The following is a 25,184-nucleotide window of genomic DNA, read 5'->3' as shown; positions in this document are numbered from 1 at the left end:
CGTAGGCTGGACGCATTCGGGAGGGGTCGTGATGTTGCCGATCGCTGGACTGCCGCAAGGGGTCGTACCCAAGTTGGAGCGGCCGGGGCCGCTGCGTCAGCGCATCTACGACGCTCTGCTCGAGCTCATCATCACGCGCACCCTGCCGCCGGGATCGCACCTCGTCGAGACCGAACTCGCCGGACGGCTCGGCGTATCGCGCCAGCCGGTGCGGGAGGCGCTGCAGCGTCTGAGCACCGAGGGCTGGGTCGATCTGCGCCCGGCCCAGGGCGCGTTCGTCCACGAGCCGAGCGAGGAGGAGGCGGATCAACTCCTGGGTGTGCGCTCCCTGTTGGAGACCGAGGCGGTCCGCCTCGCCGTCGCCGGGGTGAACGCCCGGGCCGTCGCCGTGCTCGAGGAACTCTGCGCGGCCGGCGAGCGCGCGGTCGCCGCCGAGGACGTGGAGGGTGCGGTCGAGCTCAACGCCCGGCTGCACGGCACGGTCATGGAGCTGGCGGGCAATGCGGTCCTCGCGGATCTGGCGGCGCAGGTGAACCGTCGCGTGCGCTGGTACTACGCGCCGGTCGCCCGGCAGCGGGGCCGCCGATCCTGGGTCGAACACCGGGAGTTGATCGCGGCGCTCGCTGCCCGTGACGCGGAGCGGGCCGCGGCGGTGATGCGGCTGCACACGGAGCACACGCGCACGTCGTACCACGCACGCGACCAGGGGAAGTAGCCCGACCGCCAGTATCGGGGCAGCGGCACACAGGGATATTGCATACAGTCGACGAATACTGTATGAAGAGTGTCACCGTGGTTAACCGGTGAGTGGTGCGGGTGACCCGCCCGTCACGCGCCTCCACCTGTCCCAGGAAGGCCTCAGGCCTCCTCGTCTCGACTGTGCACCGAGAGCGGAGACACCTCCATGCCCACCACCCTCACTCCAACTCGCCCTGTTCTCAAGGCGGGTACGTCCTGGCCCGACGCCTGGCGGCGCTGTCTCGCCGTGGCCCCGGAAGCGTTCCGGGACGACCGGGTCCTCAACTACTGGAACGGCGAATGGCACGCGGACGGCCGGGTGCTGCCGGCCACGTCACCCGTCGACGGGAGCCCGATCGCGGGCCCGCCGCGGCTTGACGCGGCGGCCGCCCATCGCGCCGTCCGCGCCTCGCTCGATCAGCACCGCGCCTGGCGCAACGTCCCCTTGTCCGAACGCCGTTCACGCATCACCGCGACACTCGACGCCCTCGCCGAACACCGCGATCTCCTGTCTCTCCTCTTGGTGTGGGAGATCGGGAAGCCGTGGCGGTTGGCGACGGCGGATGTGGATCGGGCGATCGACGGGGTGCGGTGGTATGTGGATCACGTCGAGGAGATGGTGGAGGGGAGGGTGCCGTTGGCGGGGCCGGTGTCGAACATCGCGAGTTGGAACTATCCGATGAGTGTGTTGGTGCATGCGATGTTGGTGCAGGCGTTGGCGGGGAACGCGGTGATTGCGAAGACGCCGACGGATGGCGGGGTGTCGTGCCTGACGCTGGCGTGTGCGCTGGCTGCGCGTGAGGGCATTCCGGTGACGCTGGTCAGCGGGAGCGGGGGTGAACTCTCCGAAGCCCTGGTGCGGGCGCCCGAGATCGGTTGTGTGTCGTTCGTCGGCGGCCGGGACACGGGCGCGGCGGTGGCGACGGCGGTGGCTGACCTCGGCAAGCGGCACGTGCTCGAGCAGGAGGGCTTGAACGCGTGGGGGATCTGGAACTTCAGTGACTGGGGCAAGCTCACGGCGACGATTCCGAAGCTGTTCGACTACGGCAAGCAGCGGTGTACGGCCTACCCGCGCTTCGTCGTGCAGCGCGAAGCCTTCGACACCTTCCTGAACGCCTACCTTCCCGCCGTACGTCCGCTACGGGTGGGGCACCCGCTGGCGGTCGAGCGGCCCGAAGACCCGTTTCCGGAGCTGGACTTCGGGCCTTTGATCAACGCGGCGAAGGCCAAGGAACTCACCGACCTGGTCAGTGAGGCCATCAGCCGCGGCGCTGTGCCGCTGCACCGGGGCGAGCTGAGCGAGTCCCTGCTGCTGCCGGGCCAGGACACCAGCGCGTACGTGGCTCCCGTGACCCTCCTCGGGCCGCCGGCGTCGTCTCCGCTGCATCACGCGGAGCCGTTCGGGCCGGTGGACACGATCGTGCTGGTGGATACGGAGGCGGAGTTGCTGGCGGCGATGAACGCGTCCAACGGTGCGTTGGTGGCGACCTTGTCGACGGACGACGAGGCGACGTTCAACCGGCTCGCGCCGCAGATCAGGGCGTTCAAGATCGGTGAGGGCAAGCCGCGTTCGCGCGGTGACCGCGAGGAGTTGTTCGGCGGGTTCGGTGCGTCGTGGAGCGGCGCCTTCGTCGGCGGTGAACTCCTCGTCCGCGCCGTCACGCAGGGGCCGGCGGGGGAGCGACTGCCCGGCAACTTCCCCGCGTACCAGCTCATGCCGTGACGACGGCCCGTACGACACCACTACCGGCAAGGAGGCGACCATGACGAAGGCTCTTGAAGGTGTGCGCGTGCTGGACATGACCCATGTCCAGTCAGGACCCTCCGCCACCCAGCTGTTGGCCTGGCTGGGCGCGGACGTGATCAAACTGGAAGCGCCGTCCGGAGACATCACACGCACCCAACTGCGTGACCTCCCCGACGCCGACTCCCTCTACTTCACCATGCTCAACTGCAACAAACGCTCCATCACCCTCAACACCAAAACCGAACGCGGCAAAGAACTCCTCACCACCCTCATCACCCGCTCCGACATCCTGGTCGAAAACTTCGGCCCCGGCGCCATCGACCGCATGGGCTTCACCTGGGACCACATCCACACCATCAACCCCCGCCTCACTCAAGGGGCAGGGCGTCGTCTGAACACGGCCCGACGCCGATCTGCTGAACTCCGCCCCGCGCCCCGCGCCGAACCCGCCGGGTCCGGGGCGGCCTCATTGCGGACGAGAGCCGCACTCGAACGCGGCCACCGAACCTTGTACGCGACCGCGCATCCGAATCCTTTGAGGGAGCCAGGAATGTCGACAGCAGAAATGAGCCCTGCCTCGGCCACCGACGAGGTCGAGGCCGCGCCCCCGACCTCGATCGGCCGTCTCGTCGAGGCGAACGCCCGCTACGCCGCCGCGTTCGAGGACCCGGGCATGGATGCGCGCCCGGTGCGCGAAGTGGCCGTCGTGGCCTGCATGGACGCGCGCATCGATCTGCACGCGGCCCTCGGCCTCGCCCTCGGGGACTGTCACACGATCCGCAATGCCGGGGGAGTGGTCACCGACGACACCATACGGTCCCTGACGATCAGTCAGCGGGCGCTCGGTACCCGCAGCGTGGTCCTCGTCCACCACACCGGCTGCGGGCTGCAGGGTCTGACCGACGACTTCCGGCACGAGCTCGAGAGGGAAGTGGGGCAGCGTCCCAGCTGGGCGGTGGAGGGCTTCAAGGACGTCGATCAGGACGTGCGGCAGTCCCTGCAGAAGGTGCGCACCTCGCCGTTCCTGCTGCACGTCGACGACGTCCGGGGGTTCGTGTTCGACGTACGGACCGGATGGCTGAGAGAGGTCACGGCCGGGGCGTGATCCCCCGGCCGTGCCGTCGCTGTCGCGGTCGGTCGACGAGGCCGACCGCGGCGGCGATCTGCTTGCAGTAGAAGTCGGTGGTGTTCTGCGTGTGCCGGCGCATCAGGGCCTCGGCGCGGTCGGGGTCGCCCGTGGCGATCGCCTCGATGATCAGGGCGTGCTCGCTCCAGGCGTCCTTGCCGCGCGGCTTGGCGATCGGCATGTAGTACCAGCGCACCCGCTGGTCCACCTGCGGGATGAGCTCGGCCAGGACCGCGTTGCGCGAGAGCCGGGTGATGTGGGCGTGCAGCCGGGCGTTGGCCTCCACGATGGCCCGGGCGTCGCCGGCGGCGAGCGCGGCGATGCCCGTGTCCTGGAGCTCCCACAGATGCGTGACGTCCTTCGTCGTCGCGTGCTGCGCGGCGCCGCGTGCCGAGTACGTCTCCAACACAGCCCGCACACCCAGGAGTTGGGCACATTCCTCGACGGTCGGCGAGTGGACGTATGCGCCTTGTGCGGGACGCAGGTCGACCCAGCCGGCCGCCTGCAGCCGTTGCAGCGCCTCCCGGACCGGCTGCCGGCTGACCCCGAGATGCTCGGCGAGTTCGGCCTCGACGAGGCGCTGGCCCGGTGCCAGGGTGCCGTTGATGATCATCTCGATCAGTGCGTCGTAGACGGCCTGCCGCAGCGGAACCGGCCGCGATATCGGCCCCCTGGCGGCCACGGCGGTGGATGTGTCGGGCATGAACGGCCCCTCCCTCACGGGGATCTGATGATGCGTCAGGTCTTGGGATACCGAGTTGAGTATGCAATGAGCAGCCCCGTCCATGGTCGGGAACGACGGACCTGGAAAGAGTGCGACGAACCTCTGGCGCGAACAGTGAATGCGAAATACTGTATGCAATCATCGTCCTGTAGGGGAGATGGACCAGACGTCGCTCACGAGGGGGTCACCCGGTGTCGTACCGCACCGCACTCACCCGCGTTCTGTCCGAAGCCGTCGCACCCGGAGCCGAAGCCGTGCGCACGCGAGGGATCTTCCCGCGTGCCGCCGTCTCCGCCCTCGGCGGCGCCGGGCTCCTGGGGCTCACCGTCGCCGCCGAACTCGGCGGCGGTGGCCGGGAGTTGGCGGAGGCCGCCGACGTGGTCGAGCGCACCGCTCGCGCCTGTCCCGCCACCGCCGCCGTGCTCCAGGCCCACTACGCCGCCGTCGCCGTGCTCGAGGCGTACGCCGATCCCTGGCTGCGCCGCGAGATCGTGGCCGGGCGGCACCTGTGCTCGCTCGCGCTCGCCGAGGACGAGGCCGGGGACCCCGGCGTGGGCACCCCGCTGCTCTCGCCCCGCGGCACGGCCGAGCGCTCCGGCGGAGTCGTCGCACTGCGCGCCCGCAAGCACCACGTGGTCGCGGCCGGGGAGGCGGACCTCTACCTCTGGTCGTCCCGGCCGGTGTCCGCCTCAACGGGCTTGAGCCTGTGGGCCGTTGCCGCCCACGCGCCCGACCTGTTCGTGCCCGCACGCCCCTCCCGCTCGGGGCCGCGCGGCAGCGCCACCTCCACCGTGCTGGCGGACCCGGCGCTCGTGCCCGCGGAGGCGCTCCTCGGCGAGGACGGCGGCGGGCTCGACGTGCTGCTGCACACGGTCCTGCCGTGGCTGCTCGAACTGCGGGCCGCCGCCGGTATGGAGGCGGCGGGTGATCCGGCCGCCGGGTCGGACGTCTCGCTCGCCGTGTGATCAACAGGCGGGCCGATCAAGGGAATGGGGGTGCCGGTGGAGGCCGGGATCCCGCCAGGGTCTTTACTTTGGGCTTCTGTATACAGAAGTCTGTATGGGGTAGTGCTCGACGGTCCCACCGTCCCCTGCGCCTCTCGCCGGGGACCCGCATGACGGAGGCGAAGCGATCATGACGACCAGCGGGACGGACGTGTCGGTCGAGAGCGTGGTCAGGAGAGTGGCGGCCGCGCACCGCGACGAGCGCGGCGCGCTGCTGCCCGTACTCCACGCGGTGCAGGCCGAGTTGGGCTGCGTACCGCAGGAGGCCATCCCCGTCCTCGCCGACGCGTTCAACCTCTCCCGCGCCGACGTCCACGGTGTGGTGACCTTCTACCACGACTTCCGCCGCGAGCCCGCGGGCCGCAGCACGGTCCGCATCTGCCGCGCGGAGGCCTGCCAGGCACTCGGCGCCGACCGGCTCGTCGACTACGCACGCCAGGCGGGACTGCCCCTGGGAGAGACCTCGGCGGACGGCGCGGTCACCGTCGAGCAGGTCTTCTGCCTCGGCAACTGCGCACTCGGACCGTCGGTGGAGGCGAACGGCCGGCTGCACGGCCGCGTCGGCCCCGAGCGGCTCGGCGCGATCCTCAACGGAACGGTGTGACGATGCAGAACCCGACCATCGTGTACGTCCCCCGCGACTCGGCGGCCCGCTCGGTCGGCGCCGACGAGGTCGCCACCGCACTTCAACAGGGAGCGGAACAGGGCGAGTTCGACGTGCAGGTCGTGCGCAACGGCTCCCGCGGCGCACTCTGGCTCGAACCGCTCATCGAGGTCGTCACCGAGCAGGGCCGCATCGGCTACGGCCCGGTGACCCCCGACGACGTGCCCGGACTCCTCGCCGCCGGGATGCCGACCGGCGGCGAACACCCGCTGCGCCTCGGCCCCGTCGACCAACTCCCGTGGCTGGCACGGCAGAACCGGGTCACCTTCGCCCGCGTCGGCGTCATCGACCCGCTCTCGCCCGAGGACTACGTCGCCCACGGCGGCCTGCGCGGACTGCGCGCGGCCCTCGCGCTCGACCCGGCCGACGTGGTCACCCAGGTCACGGAGTCGGGGCTGCGCGGGCGCGGAGGCGCGGGATTTCCCGCCGGCATCAAGTGGAAGACGGTCCTGGACTGCCGAGGAGAAGGGGCCGAGCTGAAGTTCGTCTGCTGCAACGCCGACGAGGGCGACAGCGGCACCTTCGCCGACCGCATGGTCATGGAGGGCGACCCGTTCCTGCTCATCGAGGGCATGACGATCGCCGCGCACGCGGTCGGCGCGAGCGAGGGCTACATCTACCTGCGCTCCGAGTACCCGGACGCCATCGCCACGATGGGCGCCGCGATCGAGATCGCACGCGCCGAGGGCTGGCTCGGCCGGGGCATCCTCGGCTCGTCACTCGACTTCGAGCTGCACGTCCGCGTCGGCGCGGGCGCGTACATCTGCGGCGAGGAGACCTCCATGCTGGAGAGCCTGGAGGGCAAGCGCGGCATGGTCAGGGCGAAGCCGCCGATCCCCGCGATCGAGGGCCTGTTCGGCAAGCCGACCGTCGTGAACAACGTCCTCACCCTCACCACCGTCCCCGTCGTCCTGGCCGAGGGCCCGAAGGCGTACCAGGACCTCGGCGTCGGCCGCTCCCGCGGCACCCAGGTCTTCCAGCTCGGCGGGAACATCAAGCGCGGCGGCATCGTCGAGACCGCCTTCGGCATCACCCTGCGCGAGCTGATCGAGGACTACGGAGGCGGCACGTTCAGCGGCCGCCCGGTGCGCACCGTGCAGGTGGGCGGGCCGCTCGGCGCGTACCTCCCGGAGGACCGGTTCGACCTGCCGATGGACTACGAGGCGTTCGCCGAGGCCGGGGCCATGCTCGGGCACGGCGGCGTCGTGGTCTTCGACGACACCGTGGACATGGCGGCGCAGGCCAGGTTCGCCATGGAGTTCTGCGCCGAGGAGTCCTGCGGCAAGTGCACGCCCTGCCGGGTCGGCGCCGTCCGCGGCGTCGAAGTGATCGACCGCATCGTGGCGGGCACACACCGCGACGAGAACCTGGCGCTCCTCGAAGACCTCTGCGACCTGATGACCGACGGCTCGCTGTGCGCGATGGGCGGGCTGACCCCGATGCCGGTCCGCAGCGCGCTCGCCCACTTCCCCGACGACTTCCTCGGCGGCCGCAAGCTCCTCGACATCCAACCCGTCAACACATCCGTGACCGCACGGACGGAGGGCACGGCATGACACTCCTCAAGGAACCCGACTTCGGAACACCGGAGCGGCCGGGTCCGGCCACGGTCCGCGTCGAGATCGACGGGATGCCGGTGACGGTGCCCGAGGGCACGTCCGTGATGCGCGCGGCGGCCCAAGCAGGCGTCGACATACCGAAGTTGTGTGCCACCGACAGCCTCGACGCGTTCGGCTCCTGCCGGCTGTGCGTCGTGGAGATCGACGGCCGCCGCGGCACCCCCGCCTCCTGCACCACCCCGTGCAGCGAGGGCATGGCGGTGCGCACCCAGACGCCCAAGGTGGAGAAGCTGCGCCAGGGCGTCATGGAGCTCTACATCTCCGACCATCCCCTCGACTGTCTGACCTGCCCCGCCAACGGCGACTGCGAACTGCAGGACATGGCGGGCGTGGTGGGCCTGCGCCAGGTCCGCTACGGCTACGAGGGCGAGAACCACCTCGACGCCGAGAAGGACACCTCCAACCCGTACTTCGACTTCGACCCCTCCAAGTGCATCGCGTGCTCGCGGTGCGTGCGGGCCTGCGGCGAGGTGCAGGGCACGTTCGCGCTGACCATCGAGGGACGTGGCTTCGACTCCAAGGTGTCGGCGGGCGCGGGGGAGTCGTTCATGGACTCCGAGTGCGTCTCCTGCGGCGCCTGCGTCCAGGCCTGCCCGACGTCAACTCTCCAGGAACGCTCGGTCGTTGACCTCGGGATGCCGACCAGGTCGGTCGTGACGACCTGCGCGTACTGCGGTGTCGGCTGCAGCTTCAAGGCCGAGCTGCGCGGCGACGAACTCGTGCGCATGGTCCCGTACAAGGACGGCGGAGCCAACGAGGGCCACTCCTGCGTCAAGGGCCGCTTCGCCTTCGGCTACGCCACCCACCCCGACCGCCAACTCAAGCCGATGGTGCGGGAGTCCGTCACCGACCCGTGGCGCGAGGTCGAGTGGGACGAGGCGATCGGCACGGTCGCCCGCCGGATGCGCGAGATCCAGGGCACCTACGGCACGGGCTCGATCGGCGCCATCTCCTCCTCGCGCTGCACCAACGAAGAGGTGTACGTCGTCCAGAAGATGGTCCGCGCCGCCTTCGGCAACAACAACGTCGACACCTGCGCCCGCGTCTGCCACTCGCCCACCGGCTACGGCCTCAAGCAGACCTTCGGCGAATCGGCCGGCACCCAGGACTTCCGGTCGGTCGCCGAGGCCGACGTCATCGTCGTCATCGGCGCCAACCCCACCGACGGACACCCGGTGTTCGGCTCCCGGATGAAGAAGCGGCTGCGCGAGGGCGCCGAGCTCATCGTCGTCGACCCGCGCCGCATCGACCTGGTGCGCTCTCCGCACATCGAGGCCCGCCACCACCTCCAGCTGCGGCCCTCCACCAACGTCGCCGTGGTCAACGCGATGGCGCACGTCGTCGTCACCGAGGACCTCGTCGACAAGGACTTCGTCGCGCAGCGCTGCGAGGGCTTCGAGGAGTGGGCCGCGTTCGTGGCCCGGCCGGAGAACAGCCCCGAGGCCACCGAGGAGGTCTCGGGCGTCCCCGCCGCCGAACTGCGCGCCGCCGCCCGCCTCTACGCGACCGCCCGCAACGGCGCCATCTACTACGGCCTCGGCGTCACCGAGCACAGCCAGGGCTCGACGATGGTCATGGGGATGGCCAACCTGGCGATGGCCTGCGGCAACATCGGGCGCGACGGCGTCGGCGTGAACCCGCTGCGCGGGCAGAACAACGTACAGGGATCGTGCGACATGGGCTCCTTCCCGCACGAACTCCCCGGCTACCGGCACGTGTCCGACGACGCGGTGCGCGGCGTCTTCGAGGAACTGTGGGGCGGCACCCTGCTCGCCGAGCCCGGCCTGCGCATCCCCAACATGTTCGACTCGGCGATCGACGGCTCCTTCCGCGGCCTGTTCGTGCACGGCGAGGACATCGCCCAGTCCGACCCGAACCTGGGGCACGTGACGGCCGCGCTCGAAGCGATGGAACTCGTCGTCGTCCAGGACCTGTTCCTCAACGAGACCGCCAAGTTCGCCCACGTCTTCCTGCCCGGCGCCTCCTTCCTGGAGAAGGACGGCACGTTCACCAACGCCGAGCGGCGCATCAACCTGGTCCGCCAGGTGATGGCGCCCAAGTCGGGCAAGCACGAGTGGGAGATCGTCTGCGACATCGCCACCGCGATGGGCTACCCCATGTCCTACGACCACCCGTCGCAGATCATGGACGAGATCGCGGCGGTCACCCCGACGTTCGCCGGGGTCTCCTTCGACCTCATCGACAAGCTCGGCAGCGTCCAGTGGCCGTGCAACGAGGAGGCCCCCGAAGGCACCCCGATCATGCACACCGACGCGTTCACCCGCGGCAAGGGCCACTTCGTCGTCACGTCGTACGTGCCGACCACCGAGCGCAGCACCCGCCGCTTCCCGCTGGTCCTCACCACGGGCCGCATCCTCAGCCAGTACAACGTCGGCGCGCAGACCCGGCGCACCGGCAACGTGGCCTGGCACCCCGAGGACGTCCTCGAACTGCATCCGCACGACGCGGAGGAGCGCGGCATCGGCGACGGTGACACGGTCACCCTCTCCAGCCGCGTCGGCACCACCACGCTCACGGCGCAGATCTCCGACCGGATGCCGACCGGCGTCGTCTACACGACGTTCCACCACCCGGTCACCGGGGCGAACGTGGTCACCACCGAGAACTCGGACTGGGCCACCAACTGCCCCGAGTACAAGGTGACCGCCGTCCAGGTGCGGCCGGCGCGCGCCACGGTGGTGAACTGACGTGTCCTCCACGGTGCCGGCCGAGTGCCGGATGGCGAACGACATCGCCAGGAATCATGCGCACGTCCCGGCCGCCGAGGCTGCCGAAGCGATAGCCGGCCACCTCACCAAGTTCTGGGATCCGCGGATGCGCGAGCGGCTCTTCGGATACGTGGACGCCTACGTGGACGAGGGCGACGGCGAACTGGACCCGCTCGTCGTCGCCGCAAGGAAGCTCATGCGCTGAAGCGGTTCCCACGGAGGGTGGGGCGACGCGGCCGTGCAACCGCGTCGCCCCACCGGTTTCTCACCCGCACGTTCCTCAGTAACTCCCCACACCCTCGAATTCCCGGAGGAGTCACGATGAAGATCGCAGTGGTCGGCGCCGGAGCGATCGGCGCCTACGTCGGAGCCGCGCTGGATCGCGGCGGCGCCGAGGTCCATCTCATCGCCCGCCGCGACCACCTGCGGGCGATCCAGCGCCACGGAGTCCAAGTCCTCAGCGCGCGCGGCGACTTCACCGCCCACCCGCACGCCACCGACGACCCGAACGAGATCGGCCCGGTGGACTACGTCTTCCTCGGCCTGAAGGCCCACGCGTACCCGACCAGCGGCGCCCTGATCACCCCGCTCCTCGGCGAACACACCGCGGTCGTCGCGGGGCAGAACGGCATCCCCTGGTGGTACTTCCACCAGCTCTCCGGACCGTACGAGGGCCGCCGCATCGAGGCCGTCGACCCCGGCGGAGCCACCAGCAAGGTACTGCCCCCGGAACGGGCGATCGGCTGTGTCGTGTACCCGGCCACCGTCATCGAATCCCCGGGCGTCATACGGCACTTGGAGGGCACCCGGTTCTCCATCGGCGAGCCCGGCGGCGGCCTCTCCGAGCGGTGCGCGGCGCTCAGCGAGGCCATGGTCGCGGGCGGTCTCAAGTGCCCGGTCGAGCAGAACCTGCGCGACGACATCTGGATCAAGCTGATGGGCAACGCCGCCTTCAACCCGATCAGCGCCCTCACCCGGGCCACCATGGCCGACATCTGCCGGCACCCGCTGACCCGCACCATGGTCACCCGCGTCATGGAGGAGATCCTCGACATCGCCGCCCGCGTCGGCTCCCGGCCCGACATCTCCATCGAGAAGCGGCTGCGCGGCGCCGAGGGCGTCGGCCACCACAAGACGTCCATGCTCCAGGACCTGGAGGCCGGCAAGCAGTTGGAGCTCGACGCCATCGTCACGGCCGTCGTCGAGATGGCCGACATCACCGGCGCCGAGGCACCGACGCTGCGCACCGTGCACGCCGCCACCGATCTGCTGGCCCGCACGGTGGTGCCGTAACAGCCTTGCCGCCGGGGCCCCGGCCACCCGAGGATCATGGCAGGAAGGGAGTCGTACATGCTGTTCAGGCAGTTGGAGTACTTCGTGGCCGTGGCGCGCGAGCGGCACTTCGCGCGCGCCGCGGAGTCCTGCTACGTCTCCCAGCCCGCGCTCTCGGCGGCCATCGCCAAACTGGAGCGCGAGCTGAACGTCACGCTCATCAACCGGGGCCACACCTACCAGGGCCTGACCGCGGAGGGGGAGCGCCTGGTCGTCTGGGCCAAGCGCATCCTCGCGGAACAGGAGGCGTTCAAGGCGGAGGTGGCCGCCGTGCAGTCCGGCATCACCGGCACGCTGCGCCTGGGCACCGACCCCACGGCGTCCACCACGCTGGCCCTGCCGGTCGCCGCGTTCTGCTCGGCGCACCCCCTCGCCAAGGTGCAGGTGCGCTCGCGCCTGTCCACGAAGGAACTCCACCGCCAGCTGCGCGACTTCGAACTCGACGTCGCCATCGCCCACTTCGACCCCTACGACCAGGAGGGCCTGCAGATCGTCCCGCTCTACCAGGAGCGCTACCTGCTCCTGGTGTCCGACGACCAGTCCACGTCCGGCGCGGGCAGCTTCACCTGGGCCGACGCGGCACAGCTCCCGCTCGCCCTGCTCACCCCCGACATGCGGATCCGGCGGCACATCGACAAGGTCTTCGCCGACCAGGGCCTCGAAGTGACCCCCCAGGTCGAGACCGACTCGATCGCCTCCCTGTACGCGCACGTGGGCGGCGGGGACTGGGCGAGCATCGTCCCGCACACCTGGCTGCGGGCGATGCCGGTGGTCGGCCGGGCCCGCGCGCTGCCCCTGGTCGACCCGGAGGCCGGGGCCCAGGTCTCGGTCGCGATCCACGCGGGCACCCCCGGCTCGGTCGCCGCCCGCGCCTTCGTCAGCGCGGCGACGGGCCTCGGCCTCGACGAGGTCTTCGCCCAGCCGCTGGCGGTACCGGAGCGGGTCGGCTGAACCCAGGGTCCTCACGCGTACCGCTCCCGCAGGGCCAGCCGGTCGAGGCCGCCCTGCGCGGTGCGCGGCAGCGAGGGGACCAGGACGAGTCGGTCGGGCACCGCGAACGCCGCGAGCCGGTCGCGGCAGTACCGCAGGATCTCCTCGGGACCCGCGCTCTCCTCGCCCCGCACCACCACCGCGGCCCCCACCCGCTGCCCGTCCCCGTCGGGCACGCCGAACACGGCCGCCTCCGCGACCGAGGGACAACCGGCCAGGACGTCCTCCACGTACTCCGGCGAGACCGTCCGGCCGCCGCGCGCAATGAGGTTCTCGATGCGTCCGGCGAGCGACAGATACCCCTCCTCGTCCAGGGAGCCGAGATCGCCGGTGCGCAGCCAGCCGTCGGCGGTGAAGCCCCGCGCCGTGCCCGCGGGCTCGGCGAGGTAGCCGCGCGCGACCGTCGGCCCCTGCACCCACACCTCGCCGCGCACCCCGGCAGGACACACCCGCCCGTCCGGGCCGACGACCCGCAGCCGCACCCCGGTCGCCCGGCCCACCGAACCGTGCCGCAGCTGCCCGCGCTCGGGCAGCGGCTCACTGGAGACCTGGTGCGTGGACTCCGTCGTCCCGTACGCGGACAGCAGCGGCGCCCGGAACACCCGCTCGAGGGCACGCTGGCTGGCGGCGTTCAAGGGTGCGCTGCAACTGCGTACGAACCGCAGGGGCGGCGGATGCGGTCCCGGGTCCTGCGTCTCGGAACGGTCGAGGAGCGCCTCGTGCAGGCTCGGCACGGCGGTGAACCAGGTGGCGCCCGCGGCCCGCAGGTCGTCCCAGATCGTCTCCGCCGAGAACCGCCCGCATGCGGGCAGCAGGACCCGGCCGCCGGTCGCCAGGGTCGACAAAAGCGTGGCGAACAGGCCGTGCCCGTGGAAGAACGGCATCACGGCGACCGTCGCGTCGCCCGGCCCGAGCTCGTACGTGGCGCAGATGCCGCGCACGGAGGCCGCCACGTTGCCATGCGTGAGCGGCACCGTCCGGGCCCGGCCCATGGTGCCCGCGGTGAACAGCACCAGGGCGTCGTCCTCGGCGAGACCCCGGGGTGCGCCCGGCGCGAGCGCGCCGGGCCGCAGCCCCACCGTGGCCGCGCCGCCCGGCCGCAGCACCACCCGCACGGTCCAGCCCACACCGTGTTCGGCGGCGAGCACGGCCCGTGCCCCCAACTCCCTTGTACGGAAGTCGAGTTCGGCTGCAGTGACGGCCGGGTTCAGCGGCGCCGTCACCAGTCCCGCCCGGGCCGCGCCGAGCAGGGCGACGACGAACTCGACGGTGTTGGACGACACCAGGCCCACCACGTCACCGCGGCGCAGCCCGGCCGAGACGAGCTCCTGCGCCAGTCGGTCGGCCAGCGCGGCGAGGTCCCGGTAGCCGAGCGGCAGCCGGTCCCCGGTGGCGACGAGGGCCTGGGCGGCGGGCCGTTCCCGTACCTGCCGGTCGAGGAGATCGGTGAGACCGGTGACCGCGGGCGGCCGGTAGTGCGGCGTCCCCGACACACGAGCCGACACCGACGTGACCATGCCATCCCCCTTCCGGCTGTGCGTACTCAGCGAGCGTGAGGGGAGCGGCGACCCGCGTCCAATACGCACTGCCGAACACCCGATAGTGACCGCTTATCGAACCCGTCACCGCAGGTCACAGCCCCAGTGGCACAGTCGATAGACGCTGCTTATCGGCTGGAAGCCGATGGGTCTTGGACGCGGACGGGCGGGCTGTCGAAGGTGGGGTCAGTAGCCGCTCCGGCAGGACCTGCCCAAGGAGGACCCGGACCATGACCGCCCCCTCGAACCCCTCGCAAGCCGAGAACCCCGCTGGGACCGCGGCCGCAGCAGACCTGCCGGCCGAGCCGACCGACGGGTACCACCTCGTCGTCGACGCGCTGAAGATGAACGACGTCGAGACCATCTACGGCGTGGTCGGCATCCCCATAACCGACCTGGCCCGCCTCGCACAGGCCGAGGGCATCCGCTACGTCGGGTTCCGCCACGAGTCGAACGCCGGGCACGCCGCCGCGATCGCCGGCTACCTCACCAAGAAGCCGGGCATCTGCCTGACGGTCTCCGCGCCGGGCTTCCTCAACGGCCTGGTCGCGCTCGCCAACGCCACCACGAACTGTTTCCCCATGGTGCAGATCTCCGGCTCCAGCGAGCGCCACCTCGTCGACCTCAAGCAGGGCGACTACGAGGAGATGGACCAGCTCGCCGCGGCCCAGCCGTTCGTGAAGGCGGCCTACCGGGTCAGCCGCGTCGAGGACATCGGCCGCGGCATCGCCCGCGCCCTGCGCACCGCGATCTCCGGGCGCCCCGGCGGCGTCTACCTCGACATCCCCGCCGCGGTGCTCGGCTCCATCATGGACAAGGCGGAGGGCGCGAAGACGCTGAGCCGCCTCGTCGACCCGGCCCCGCGCCAGCTGCCCGCACCCGAGTCCGTGGACCGGGCGATCGAACTCCTCGCGGCCGCCGAGCGCCCCCTGGTCGTCCTCGGCAAGGGCGCCGCTTACGCGCAGGCCGAAGAGAAGATCCGCCACTTCATCGAATCGACGGGCGTCCCCTACGTACCCATGTCGATGGCGAAGGGCCTCCTCCCCGACGACCACCCGCAGTCCGCGGCCACCGCCCGCTCGCTCGCCCTGAAGCGCGCCGACGTCGTCATGCTGGTCGGCGCCCGCCTGAACTGGCTCCTCAACCACGGCGAGCGCGGCTGGAACCCCGACGCCCAGTTCATCCAGGTCGACATCGAGCCGAGGGAGATCGACAGCAACCAGCCGATCGCCGCCCCGCTCGTCGGCGACATCGAGTCCGTGCTCGACGCGATCGCGGAACGCGCCAAGCCCGGCCAGATCACGACGCCGACCGCCTGGAAGGAAGAGCTCGCGGCCCGCTCCACCCAGAACGTCGCGAAGATGGCCAAGCGCCTGGAGGCGGACCCGCACCCGATGCAGTTCATGGGCGCGCTCAGGGCCGTGCGCGACGTGCTGCGGCCGCGCCCGGAGACGTATCTCGTCAACGAGGGCGCGAACGCGCTCGACATGGCACGCAACGTGATCGACATGTCCGTTCCGCGTCACCGCCTGGACAGCGGGACGTGGGGCGTCATGGGCATCGGCATGGGATACGCGATCGCCGCGGCCGTGGAGACCGGGCAGCCGGTGGTGGCGGTCGAGGGCGACAGCGCCTTCGGCTTCTCCGGCATGGAGCTCGAGACGATCTGCCGCTACCAGCTGCCGGTCATCACCGTGATCATGAACAACGGCGGCGTCTACCGGGGCGACGAGGCCAGCGGCCGCCCCGACGACCCTGCTCCCACCGCCCTCATGACTGCGGCCCGCCACGACCGCATGATCGAGGCCTTCGGCGGCAAGGGCTACCGCGCGACGACCCCCGCGGAGGTCACCGCGGCCCTCACCGAGGCCCTCGAATCCGGCGGCCCGGCGCTGATCGACTGCGTCATCGACCCGTCGGCCGGCACGGAGAGCGGCCACATCGCCCACCTCAACCCGAAGGGCGTCGGAAACATCGGCCCCGCCAAGGCCTGAACCCCTGAAGCCGGTCGCCCGGCCTCACGGTGTGAGCGGATGGGTCCGCACGTCGAAGGTCTGCCCGAGGGAGTTGGTGGGCGCCACCGTCACGGCGGCGCCGCTCACCGTCACCTTCAGGAAGTGGTAGACCTGCGCGTCGTCCGTCGGCACGGTCGCACTCCCGCACGCCGTGCCCCGGCCGCGGCTGTACGACCAGCCGACGGCGTACGCGTCCGAGGCCGAACACCCCGACGTGCCCACGGTGTTGACGTCCGCGCCGCCGCCCCCGGTCACGTACGAGACCGGGGTCGTGTCGTTGCGCTGGTAGATGTGGGAGTGGCCGTTGAAGACGAGGTCGACCCCGCCGGTGCGCAGTACGTCCTCCAGGCCGCCCGGCGCGGTCAGATAGGTGTCCGAGGGCTCGCTCGCGCTGTCCGAGTGCAGCGGGAAGTGGAAGAACGCGAACTTCGCGCCCGTCGGGTGGGCCGCCAAGTCGGCCTGCAGCCACTGCATTTCGGCCGATCCCGGCTGCCAGTGGGCGTGTGCGTCCTGCTCGTAGATCGCGCAGTGCGTGCCGCACGTACCGCCCGTCGCGCCACCGGTGTTGGAGTTCCCCCAGGCCGCGTCGAGCAGGTAGAAGCGGACACCGCCGGTGGTGAAGGCGTAGTACGTCGTCGGGTAGTCGATCCCCGTCGAACCCAGGTAGGAAGGGTAGGTGACCAGGTCGAAGACGCCGTTCGACGCCGCCGTGACCGCGGACTGCTTCCACACCGACAGATACGTCGGCGTCATGCTGTGGTTGCCGACGGTCCCGAACAGCGGCACCTTCATGCCGGGCCCGGCCCAGTAGGACGGCCCGAACCATGAACTCACCCCGGGCCCCGTCTGGTTGAGGTCCCCGTACTGCGTCTGCGACGTTCCGGGGTGGGTGATGTCGCCGGTCTGCACGACGAAGCGTGCGCCGCTCTCGCCGATGAGGCGGTGCACATGGGCCTGGTTGACGTTCACCGACCCGTCGTCGACACCGCTGTTCGTCGTCTCACCGGTGTCGCCGAGCACGGCGAACGTGAACGGGGCCGTGGAGTCCGCCGCGTCCGGAGTGGTCGCCGTCGGTGTCGGCAAGGTGCCGAGCAGGTCCGTGCCGGAGCCCGTGTAGACGCGGTAGCAGAAGTCCGTGCCCGCGCTCAGGCCGGTGATCCGGGCCGTGTTGGCGTACTCGCGCAGGGTGCCGACCGTGATCGGCGAACCGAGCGCCGTCGATGTGGCGGTGTGCGCGGCGCAGTCGCCGGGCGGCCCGTAGCGGACCTGGCCGCGGCTCTGGGTGGTGGTCGCCCACGACACCTGTACCGATGTCGTCGTCGCGTCCGTGAGATAGGGGGCACGCGTCAACTGCGGGTCGGCTCCCGGTGGTTCGGCGTGTGCCGGCCCCGCGAACGACAGCGCCGCACTCGCCCCGAGCGTCAGGGCGAATGCGGCGCCGAGCAGGGAACGCCGCCGGGTGCGGCGGGCGTGGCTGCTGATCAATTGGAATCTTCTGCTGTTCCTCAGACCAAGCGTCATGTGCGGGTCTCCCTCTCTCTCGCGGATCTTCTTGCTCTGCTGACCGGTACGAGCACGGCGCAGGCGACCAGCGCGGCCACGGCGGCCATCCGCAGCACGTTCGGCCAGCGGGCGGACGCGGTGGAGTGGGCACTGCGGTGGGCGGCGTCCGGCGCCGTGGGGTTCGTGGACGCGGCGGGCATGCCGCGCAGCGCGCGCAGCGTGTCCAGGGCCTGGGTGCCGTGGTCGACGGACGGTTCGACGTGGGAGTTCTCGCTGAACTCGTTCCAGCTGATGAGCCCCAGCACGTCCGGCTTCGATGCCAGGGCTGCCGTGTACTCGCGGGCCAGGGTGCGCCCGCCCAGGCGCGGCACCTCGCGCGTTCCGCCGACGAGCCGCGCGTCGAAGCCGGGGGCGACCGGCGCCATCCAGTAGCGCTGCCCCGGAGCGTGCGCCGCCCTGACCGTCTGCGCCATCTCGCGCAGCTTGGGCGCGTGCCGGTCGTTGGTGTCCGGGTTCACCGACGACCAGTAGTAGGCGTCCCCGTCCGTCACCCGCGCGAGGCGCCGCACCCCCGCCGGGTTCTTCTCCGTGCCGAGGACCAGCATCCGGTCGCGCACGGGCCCGGTGATGCCGGCGATGTCGGCGGTGGAGTACTCCCAGGTCCCGCTGAACAGGACCAGCGGTGTGCCGCCGAGCCGGAAGAACGCGGGATCACGGGTGTAGCGGTCGCGCAGCAGCCGGAAGTCCCGGGCCACGCGGGCGGGTGCGAGCGGGCGGCGACGGAAGTCGAGCCCCTGGTAGATCACCGCGACCTTGAAGTCCTGTGCGCGCGCCTGGTCCAGCAGCGACTCCAGCCGTCGGTCGTTGACGGTCCCGGACTTCCAGCTCACCACGAAGCCGTCGATCCCGGCGGACTTCGCCCACGCGATGTGCGTGCGGATCACCGCGGCATCGTCGCTGGAGTACCGGCCGAGGCTCGGGTAGTCGGTCTTGGCCCGCTGCCACGACGCGGGTTCGAACCACTGGTAGTAGTACGCGAGCAGGGGAGGGCGCCCGCTGTCCGCCGCCGCGTCGCCCCGCGCTCCGAACGGACCGAGCCCCAGCAGACACAGCACCATCGCGAGCACCAGCGGCACCTTCCGTCTGCCTCTCATGCCTTCCGCCTCCGCAGCAGCCGCCCCACCCCGAGCAGCCCTCCGGCGAACACCGCCACCGCACCGCCCGCGAGCAGCAGGTCGGCCCGGCTCACCACCCGCACCCGCACCGCCTGGTCCCGCGACAGGCGTACGGTCTGCAGCGCGCCGAGCCCCTCGGCCCCGATGATCTCGACGTCGTAGCGGCCGTGCGGCAGATCCCGCAGGACCGCGGTGCGATCGGCTCCGAAGCCCGCCGTGCGCACGCTGCCGTCGGGCAGCACCACCCGCACGCGCCGCCCCGCGTGCGAACCGAACACGGCGTCGCGGCCCGACACCGACAGATCGTGGAACGGAGTCGTGAACACCACCTCGTCCGCGCCCCGCGCGGGCACGAACCGCTGCCGCCCGGCGTCCACCGTGTTGGCCCCGTACGCCGACGCGTCCACCAGCGCGTACCGCAGACGCCGCACGGTCAGGACACTCTTGCGGTACACGGGAAGCAGCCCGTCGAGCCACACCGGCCGCCCCACCGGAACCCGGGCGCTCGCCCCGGTGTCGGCGCGCAGCGTCACCCGTGGGATCCGCCCGGCCGGCACGGCACGCCCCCGGTCGTCGACGCAGCGCACCGTCGTCCGGAAGCGGCCGGTGAACGCCGCGGTCACCGCGTAGTCCGCGCGCCGCGGCAGTCCGCGCACCGTGCGCCGGAACGCCTGATCGGGATCGCGCTGCCCCGCCCATCGCGCGAACGTGAACCTCCGGTCCTTGTAGGTGAGTTGACTGTCGTCGACCGTCAGCGTGTGCGGGGCGAAGTCGTGCGTTCCGCTGAATCGCACCACACCGTCGGCCCCCGTCACCGCCACCTGCCCGTCGAACGCGAACCGCGCTCCGGCGAGCGCGGGCACCGTCCGCACGGTGACCGTGACCGTTCGGGCGGCCTGGGCCGTGGTGAACCAGCCGCCGCCCGCCCACAGCAGCAGCGCGCACACCAGCACGGCGCCCCGCCTCACGCCCGCCTCGCCTTGACCGCCCGGCGCCCCCGGAACCCCGTGAACAGGCAGGCCACGGCCACCGCGACCGCACCGGCATACACCGTGTACACGATCCCGGACGAGGGCCGGTGCGCCACGGGCAGCGCCGCCTCCTTGGCGCTCATCGGAATCAACTCGGCGTGCCGGGGCGCCTGTTGGAAGTCGAAGGCCGACGCCAGGCTCGGTGCCTGCGCGTCCCGCGCACCCAGCGGCCGCAGCCCCCAGTTCTCGGTGACGAACCTGAGCGCGCTCGCCGCCTCGTACGTCCCGTGCGCGACCCTGCCGCGCGCCGCGTACGGGCTGACCAGCAGCGCGGGCACGCGCAGCCCGCGGCCTGCGGGCGGCTTCACGTGGTCGTACCAGCCGCCCGATCCGTCGTACGACCACAGCAGCGCGGAGGACTTCCAGTACCGGCTGACCATGAGCTGCGTACTCAACTCCCGCACCAGGCGCTGTCCCGTGGGCACCGACCGTGCCGAACGCTCGGCCGCACCCGAGGACGCGACGAACGCCACCGCGGGCAGCGCGCCCTCCTCCAGGTCCCGGTAGTACTGCGACAGATCCGCGATGTGCCCGAACAGTCGGGGGTCGTTGACGAACCGCGGCATGTCGAGCAGCGGCACCCGCACCGTCTGCGTGGCGGGATCCGACGCGGACGCGGTGCGGTACGTCTGCCGCGGATCGTAGTTCTGCACATAGAACGTCCAGCTCACCCCGGCATCGGACAGCCGGTCGAAGAGCGTGGGCCCGGTCAGGTCGGCGCGGCCGCTCACCCAGTGGGCCCGGTTCGCGCGGGTGCCGTCGAGCGAGGAGGAGAAGAAGTGGTCGAAGAGCGTGTACCGGTCCGCGGCGTTCCAGTAGAAGGGCAGGTCACGGCGGTCGTAACGGCCCATGGCGAGCCGTCCGTCCCGCCCTTGCCGCGTGATGGCGGAGACGAAGGAGTCCATCTTCCCGCCGTCGACCTGCTGTCGCACGAGGCGGGGCCCGGCCCCCGGCGACCCGGGAGTCGCGCCGTGCAGCGGATACGGTGCGATCCCGTCCTGCCGCGCGTCGGCGGGCGGTCCCTCGGCCCCCGGGTACGTACCGAAGTAGTGGTCGAAGGTGCGGTCGCCCTGCATCAGATAGACGAAGTGCTCAATGGGGGTACGCGGACGGGGAGTTGCCGCCTGCGCCGCCGCGCCGGATGCCGCCATCGCCCCGATCAGCGCAGCGACGAGCACGGCCCGCCACCACGGCCGCCGTGCCCTCATGACGCCCTCACCCGGTACACCACGACCACCGTCACCCCGTTCGCGTTGCGCGCCGTGAACACGGCCTTCCCGTGGTAACGCCCCACCAGGTCACGGAACATGGCGGTGAAGAACGGCGTTCTGCGTGCCGTGTACGCGTCCCACACCAGATACTGGAACGTGCCGTCGCGCATCGCCCGGTCCGGATTGGGCACCGGCCGATAGCTCGGATTGCGGCGCGCGGGGTCGGGGGAGACGGAGAGCGCGGAGACCGGCCGCAGGCCGTAGTACTGCACGACGTTGGCCATGGACGGCCCGATCGCCAGCAGCCGTGCCCCGTCCGGGGCGTTCGCCCGCACCCATCGCCCGGCCTCCCGCCCGCCGGGCAGACCCCCGCTGCCCGCCAGGAACCGTGTGCTGGTGGGAGACTGGGTGACGGCCAGGACCGTCGGCACCGCCGTCGCCACGACCACCGCGCACACCGCGGCCGCCGCCCCCGCCCGCTGCCACCGCACCGCCCGTGGGAACGAGGCCAGCGTCCGCCCCGCGAGGACGGCGAACACGGGAGCCGCGGGCAGCAGGTACTGGAACCCCTTCACCGGCCACACCGTGAAGAACAGCGCGGGCACCGCGACCCAGCACACGAGCAGCCGCTCCCGCCAGGTGTTCTCACGCCGCAGCCGCACGAGCCCCGCCACAGCCGCCACGACCACCAACAGGCCCATGGCGAACGGCACTTCACGTCCGTAGAACCCATAGGGATGGTTGGCCTTACGGAACATCTGCCACAGCAGATAGTTCCCGCCGGCCTTCGCGTGCCCGGCGAGCGCCTGCGACAGAGGATGTGCGAGCGCCACCACCCCCAGCACCCCGAGCGCGGGCAGCAGATGCCGCCACCGGGTGCGGACCGAGGGCGTCAGCGCGAAGAACGCGTAGAGCGAACCGAGCAGCACGATCGACGTCTCCTTGGCGAGGAACGTCAGCCCGAGCATCGCGCCGGTCGCCAACAGGTCGCGCGGAGAAAGGGATTCGGCGTACCGCACGACGCAGTACAGCGCCCCCGTCGCCGCCAGCGTCATCGGCGCGTCGAGCAGCACCTGCCGGCTGACGGCCACGTGGTACGGCATGACCGCCAGCAGCAGCGCCGCCACGATCCCGGCCCGCCGCCCGTACAGCCGACGGCCCAGCGCGTAGGTCAGGGCCACCGTCGCCGCGCCGAGCAGCGCGGGCACCGCCCGCGCCGCCCAGTCGCCGGGACGGACCCGCAGCGCCAGCGAGACCAGCGACTGGAACAGCACCGGATGCGCCCTGAACACCGGGAAGAGCGAGCCGAGTTCAGGATCTCCGGCCAGCGATGCGGAGGTACCCGAGTACACCGCCTCGTCGCTGTTGAACCCCGTCGCCGTCAGCCGGAAGAAGCGCAGGAACACCGCGACGAGCAGCACCGCGGCCAACGGCGCCGCCCGTCGCAGCGCGGCCCCGCGGCCGGAGCCCTGGGGGGAGGGCTCCGGGGCGGCGTGCGGGGCCCTGGCGGGCAGCGAAAGCCGGTCGCTCATGCCGCCGTGCCGGGGCGCAGACCCCAACGAGGCCACGCCTCCAGGGAGTTCACGGTCACCGGCTGTGCCGGGGTGTCTCCCACGAGCCGCGGAATCTCGTCGGCCCAGCCGAAGCTGTCGGAGGCCAGCACCCGGGTCCGTACACCGGACAGGAACCCGGTCAGGATCTCCCGTTCCCTGGCCCGCAGCCGGTCGTGGTCCATGCCGTCGACGCGCAGCGCGGGCGCGAGGTAACGGTAGGGCGGAAAGCCGTACGCGTCCTCGGTGTTGACCAGCATCCGCTCCAGCGCGGCGGACGGGTCGAGCCCGGACAGGCGCGGCGCCCCCCGCTCGATGATGAACAGCTCCTCCACGCGCGTACGCGACCCGAGCCGGCACGGCACCAGCCGGTCCACGCTGTACTTCGGCGGTGGTACGAGGATCTGCGTGAGCGCGTTGATGCCCATGATCGGCAGGTTGAACCGGGACAGCATCAGCGCGATCGACCGCCCGCCCTTGGAGTGCAGCCGCGACTGGAAGTTCAGCCGCCGCCACTCCTTGCGCGTCAGATCCTCGGCCTGCACGGCGCGCAGCGTGTGGGAGCTGATCGTCAGCGGTTTCGGGAAGCACACGGCGAGCCCGCTCGCGTCGACCACCGTCATGTCGTCGGACAGGAACCGTCCGCCGTGCTCACGCAGCAGCCGCAGGATCGTCGCCGTCTTGCCGGTGTCGGTCAGCGCGCTCAACATCACGCCGTGGCCGCCGAGTTCGAGGCATGCCGAGTGCAGCAGCATCCGCCCGCGCGAGATCAGCACGAACCGCAGCAGCGCCTCGACGACGTTCGTGTACACGACGTGCGGGGACCGGGCGAGCAGCGGCCCCACCTCCACGGTGATCGGCGGGCCGAGGACCACCCGGAAGTTGGCGCCGAACCGGCCCAGATGCTCCTCGTAGCGCAGTGCCGTGCCCTGCTCGCCCGGGTCCTCCGTGAGCGCGGCCCGCCGCCGCGGCCTGCGCCGCCCCACGTCCCCGACGCGTACGGCGATGTCCACGTCGGCGTCCGGGACCCACTGGGCGCGGAAGAACTCCAGTTCCGGCAGCCGGATCTGGGAGCCGATGGTGACGGTGCCGGCGACGTCGTAGCGGTACGGCAGATACACCGACCGCTTCTTGGCCGAGGCGGGGGAGACGGGCACGGTGCCGCCGCTGTCCACCAGCACCCTTACCGGGTCACGGCGTCGGACCTTCGCCTCGCTGCCGCGGTAGATCATCCGGTCGCTGAGCAGGAACCGCAGGAGGAAGAGCAGTACGAGGGTGAGGGCGTTGGCGGTGAGCACTCCGACGCCCGCGAGGACGAGCCACTGCAGCAGCGGAAGCCGTGCGAGCAGCAGCAGATTGTTCATCGCGAAGAACCGGCCGGCGCGCCCGGCCCACCGCCCCCGCCGCTGCTCCTTCCGGTACACCAGGGCATCGGTGAGGACGAAGTTCCACACGGTCGAGAACTGCGTGGCGAGGGCGGCGCCGACCAGATGATGCACCCCGAGCACGTCGAAGAAGAACCACAGCGCGGCCGTGTTCACGACGATCCCGGACGCGCCCACCGCGCCGAACGCCGCCATCCGCGCCAGGCGCCGCTGCCCGCCCGCGACCGAGCGCCGCAGCCGCCCCACATGCCGTACGAAGGCGAGGCCCTCCCGCGCCGACGCCTTGGAACGCCCCGCCTGCCGGGGTTCGAACGTGTACGCCACCTCGGCGACCCGGGCCGCCGGATGCCGGACCAGGATCTCCAGCAGGATCTTGAACCCGACGGGCCGCAGCCGGTCCACGTCCACGGCGTCCCTGCGGAACGCGAAGAGGCCGCTCAGCGGATCGCTCACCGTCGCGAGACGGCGCGGGAAGGACGCCTTGACCAGCCGGGTCGCACCCGACGACGTGGCCTGTCGCCCGGCACCCGCGAGCCCGGTGCTGGCGCCGCCGCCCGCGTACCGCGTGCCGACCGCGACATCGATCCCCTCGCGCATCGCGGTCCGGGCGAGCAGAGCGGCGGCCTGCGGCGGATGCTGCAGATCCGCGTCCATCACCAGCACCCACGCACCGCGCGCGGCACGGACCCCGGCGACCACGGCACCCGAGAGCCCGCCGCCGCGGGTGCCCGCCTCCCGGTGCAGCACCCGCACGGGAACCGGCGCCCCGACCGCTGCCGCCCCGATCTCGTCCACGGTCGCGTCGTCACTGTCGTCCACGAAGAGGATCTCGGCGTTCAACGGAGCGACAGCCGGGCCGAGTTGATCCAGGAGCAGCGGAACGCTCTCCTGCTCGTTGCGTGTGGGCACCACGACCGTGAGCTTGGGCGGGGCGTGCTGTGGCCCCTCGACCGTGGACACACCCGTATCGATGACATGCGTCATGAAGGTCCCCCCTGGGACGTGCCCGAGGCGCGCGCAGCACGACGGGCACCGAGAAAGCGAGCGGTGACCCTCGCGGCGTGCGGTCTCGACGCGGCGCGGGGAGGAGATGAGAGAGGCAG

19 protein-coding genes and 1 pseudogene are annotated in these 25,184 nt (G+C 71.5%); 12 read left to right on the top strand and 8 right to left on the bottom strand.

Annotation, left to right across the window (positions count from 1 at the left end; all coding sequences use genetic code 11):
• Nucleotides 1–31: 31 nt before the first annotated feature.
• The 4 genes and pseudogenes from ACIBUY_RS01990 (at nucleotide 32) to ACIBUY_RS01975 (ending at nucleotide 3,590) form a co-directional block, all read left to right on the top strand.
• Nucleotides 32–715 (top strand): GntR family transcriptional regulator, encoded by a 684-nt coding sequence (locus ACIBUY_RS01990; protein ID WP_365580898.1) that lies wholly within the window; start codon nucleotides 32–34, stop codon nucleotides 713–715.
• Between the two features lie 189 nt (nucleotides 716–904).
• Entirely contained in the window at nucleotides 905–2,461 is a 1,557-nt protein-coding gene (locus ACIBUY_RS01985; protein WP_399151422.1) for an aldehyde dehydrogenase family protein, read from the top strand.
• 40 nt (nucleotides 2,462–2,501) lie between these two features.
• Nucleotides 2,502–2,843: pseudogene (locus ACIBUY_RS01980) on the top strand (CoA transferase); the annotation flags it as partial.
• Between the two features lie 207 nt (nucleotides 2,844–3,050).
• Nucleotides 3,051–3,590: a beta-class carbonic anhydrase gene (locus tag ACIBUY_RS01975; protein WP_399152147.1), complete on the top strand. Its 540-nt coding sequence runs from the start codon at nucleotides 3,051–3,053 to the stop codon at nucleotides 3,588–3,590.
• Here the strand turns inward: ACIBUY_RS01975 and ACIBUY_RS01970 are convergent.
• On the bottom strand, nucleotides 3,574–4,314 hold the full coding sequence (locus tag ACIBUY_RS01970) for a GntR family transcriptional regulator (protein WP_399151421.1): 741 nt from the start codon (nucleotides 4,312–4,314) through the stop codon (nucleotides 3,574–3,576). The two genes, ACIBUY_RS01975 and ACIBUY_RS01970, sit on opposite strands and share 17 nt — an antisense overlap.
• A gap of 212 nt (nucleotides 4,315–4,526) precedes the next feature.
• Here ACIBUY_RS01970 and ACIBUY_RS01965 point away from each other — a divergent pair, with 212 nt between their 5' ends.
• From ACIBUY_RS01965 to ACIBUY_RS01935, 7 genes are all read left to right on the top strand, one after another.
• A complete protein-coding gene (locus tag ACIBUY_RS01965) occupies nucleotides 4,527–5,300 on the top strand; it encodes an acyl-CoA dehydrogenase family protein (protein ID WP_399151420.1) in 774 nt (257 codons plus the stop codon).
• A 169-nt stretch (nucleotides 5,301–5,469) separates the two neighbouring features.
• Entirely contained in the window at nucleotides 5,470–5,943 is a 474-nt protein-coding gene (locus ACIBUY_RS01960; protein ID WP_365574178.1) for an NAD(P)H-dependent oxidoreductase subunit E, read from the top strand.
• Nucleotides 5,944–5,945: 2 nt separating this feature from the next.
• Nucleotides 5,946–7,559, top strand: a complete 1,614-nt coding sequence (locus ACIBUY_RS01955; RefSeq protein ID WP_365574175.1) for an NADH-quinone oxidoreductase subunit NuoF — start codon at nucleotides 5,946–5,948, stop codon at nucleotides 7,557–7,559.
• Nucleotides 7,556–10,330 (top strand): formate dehydrogenase subunit alpha, encoded by a 2,775-nt coding sequence (fdhF, locus tag ACIBUY_RS01950; protein WP_399151419.1) that lies wholly within the window; start codon nucleotides 7,556–7,558, stop codon nucleotides 10,328–10,330. Before ACIBUY_RS01955 ends, fdhF begins: the two co-directional genes overlap by 4 nt.
• 1 nt (nucleotide 10,331) lies before the next feature.
• Entirely contained in the window at nucleotides 10,332–10,556 is a 225-nt protein-coding gene (locus ACIBUY_RS01945) for a formate dehydrogenase subunit delta (RefSeq protein ID WP_365574169.1), read from the top strand.
• Between the two features lie 116 nt (nucleotides 10,557–10,672).
• Nucleotides 10,673–11,644 (top strand): 2-dehydropantoate 2-reductase, encoded by a 972-nt coding sequence (locus ACIBUY_RS01940; protein ID WP_365574166.1) that lies wholly within the window; start codon nucleotides 10,673–10,675, stop codon nucleotides 11,642–11,644.
• Between the two features lie 57 nt (nucleotides 11,645–11,701).
• Complete coding sequence (locus ACIBUY_RS01935) at nucleotides 11,702–12,634, top strand: LysR family transcriptional regulator (RefSeq protein ID WP_365574196.1); 933 nt, start codon at nucleotides 11,702–11,704, stop codon at nucleotides 12,632–12,634.
• 11 nt (nucleotides 12,635–12,645) lie between these two features.
• Here ACIBUY_RS01935 and ACIBUY_RS01930 read toward each other — a convergent pair whose 3' ends face one another.
• Nucleotides 12,646–14,190: a FadD7 family fatty acid--CoA ligase gene (locus ACIBUY_RS01930; RefSeq protein WP_399151418.1), complete on the bottom strand. Its 1,545-nt coding sequence runs from the start codon at nucleotides 14,188–14,190 to the stop codon at nucleotides 12,646–12,648.
• A 251-nt stretch (nucleotides 14,191–14,441) separates the two neighbouring features.
• Here ACIBUY_RS01930 and oxc point away from each other — a divergent pair, with 251 nt between their 5' ends.
• Entirely contained in the window at nucleotides 14,442–16,205 is a 1,764-nt protein-coding gene (gene oxc, locus ACIBUY_RS01925; RefSeq protein ID WP_399151417.1) for an oxalyl-CoA decarboxylase, read from the top strand.
• A 24-nt stretch (nucleotides 16,206–16,229) separates the two neighbouring features.
• Here oxc and ACIBUY_RS01920 read toward each other — a convergent pair whose 3' ends face one another.
• From ACIBUY_RS01920 to ACIBUY_RS01895, 6 genes are read right to left on the bottom strand one after another with little or no spacing between them, the layout of a single operon-like run.
• Nucleotides 16,230–17,711, bottom strand: a complete 1,482-nt coding sequence (locus ACIBUY_RS01920; RefSeq protein ID WP_399151416.1) for a metallophosphoesterase — start codon at nucleotides 17,709–17,711, stop codon at nucleotides 16,230–16,232.
• Nucleotides 17,712–17,743: 32 nt separating this feature from the next.
• On the bottom strand, nucleotides 17,744–18,883 hold the full coding sequence (locus ACIBUY_RS01915) for an endo-1,3-alpha-glucanase family glycosylhydrolase (protein WP_399151415.1): 1,140 nt from the start codon (nucleotides 18,881–18,883) through the stop codon (nucleotides 17,744–17,746).
• Entirely contained in the window at nucleotides 18,880–19,872 is a 993-nt protein-coding gene (locus ACIBUY_RS01910) for a hypothetical protein (protein WP_365574152.1), read from the bottom strand. The genes ACIBUY_RS01915 and ACIBUY_RS01910 overlap by 4 nt, the downstream gene beginning before the upstream one ends.
• On the bottom strand, nucleotides 19,869–21,143 hold the full coding sequence (locus ACIBUY_RS01905; RefSeq protein ID WP_399151414.1) for an alkaline phosphatase family protein: 1,275 nt from the start codon (nucleotides 21,141–21,143) through the stop codon (nucleotides 19,869–19,871). The genes ACIBUY_RS01910 and ACIBUY_RS01905 overlap by 4 nt, the downstream gene beginning before the upstream one ends.
• Nucleotides 21,140–22,678, bottom strand: a complete 1,539-nt coding sequence (locus ACIBUY_RS01900) for an ArnT family glycosyltransferase (RefSeq protein ID WP_399151413.1) — start codon at nucleotides 22,676–22,678, stop codon at nucleotides 21,140–21,142. Before ACIBUY_RS01900 ends, ACIBUY_RS01905 begins: the two co-directional genes overlap by 4 nt.
• Nucleotides 22,675–25,065: a glycosyltransferase gene (locus ACIBUY_RS01895; RefSeq protein WP_399151412.1), complete on the bottom strand. Its 2,391-nt coding sequence runs from the start codon at nucleotides 25,063–25,065 to the stop codon at nucleotides 22,675–22,677. Before ACIBUY_RS01895 ends, ACIBUY_RS01900 begins: the two co-directional genes overlap by 4 nt.
• Between the last annotated feature and the right edge of the window lie 119 nt (nucleotides 25,066–25,184).

Source organism: Streptomyces sp. NPDC050085 (assembly GCF_044460595.1).
Lineage (GTDB): Bacteria > Actinomycetota > Actinomycetes > Streptomycetales > Streptomycetaceae > Streptomyces.
Note: the sequence above shows the minus strand (reverse complement) of the source record. Positions and strands in the feature narration are given on the sequence as shown.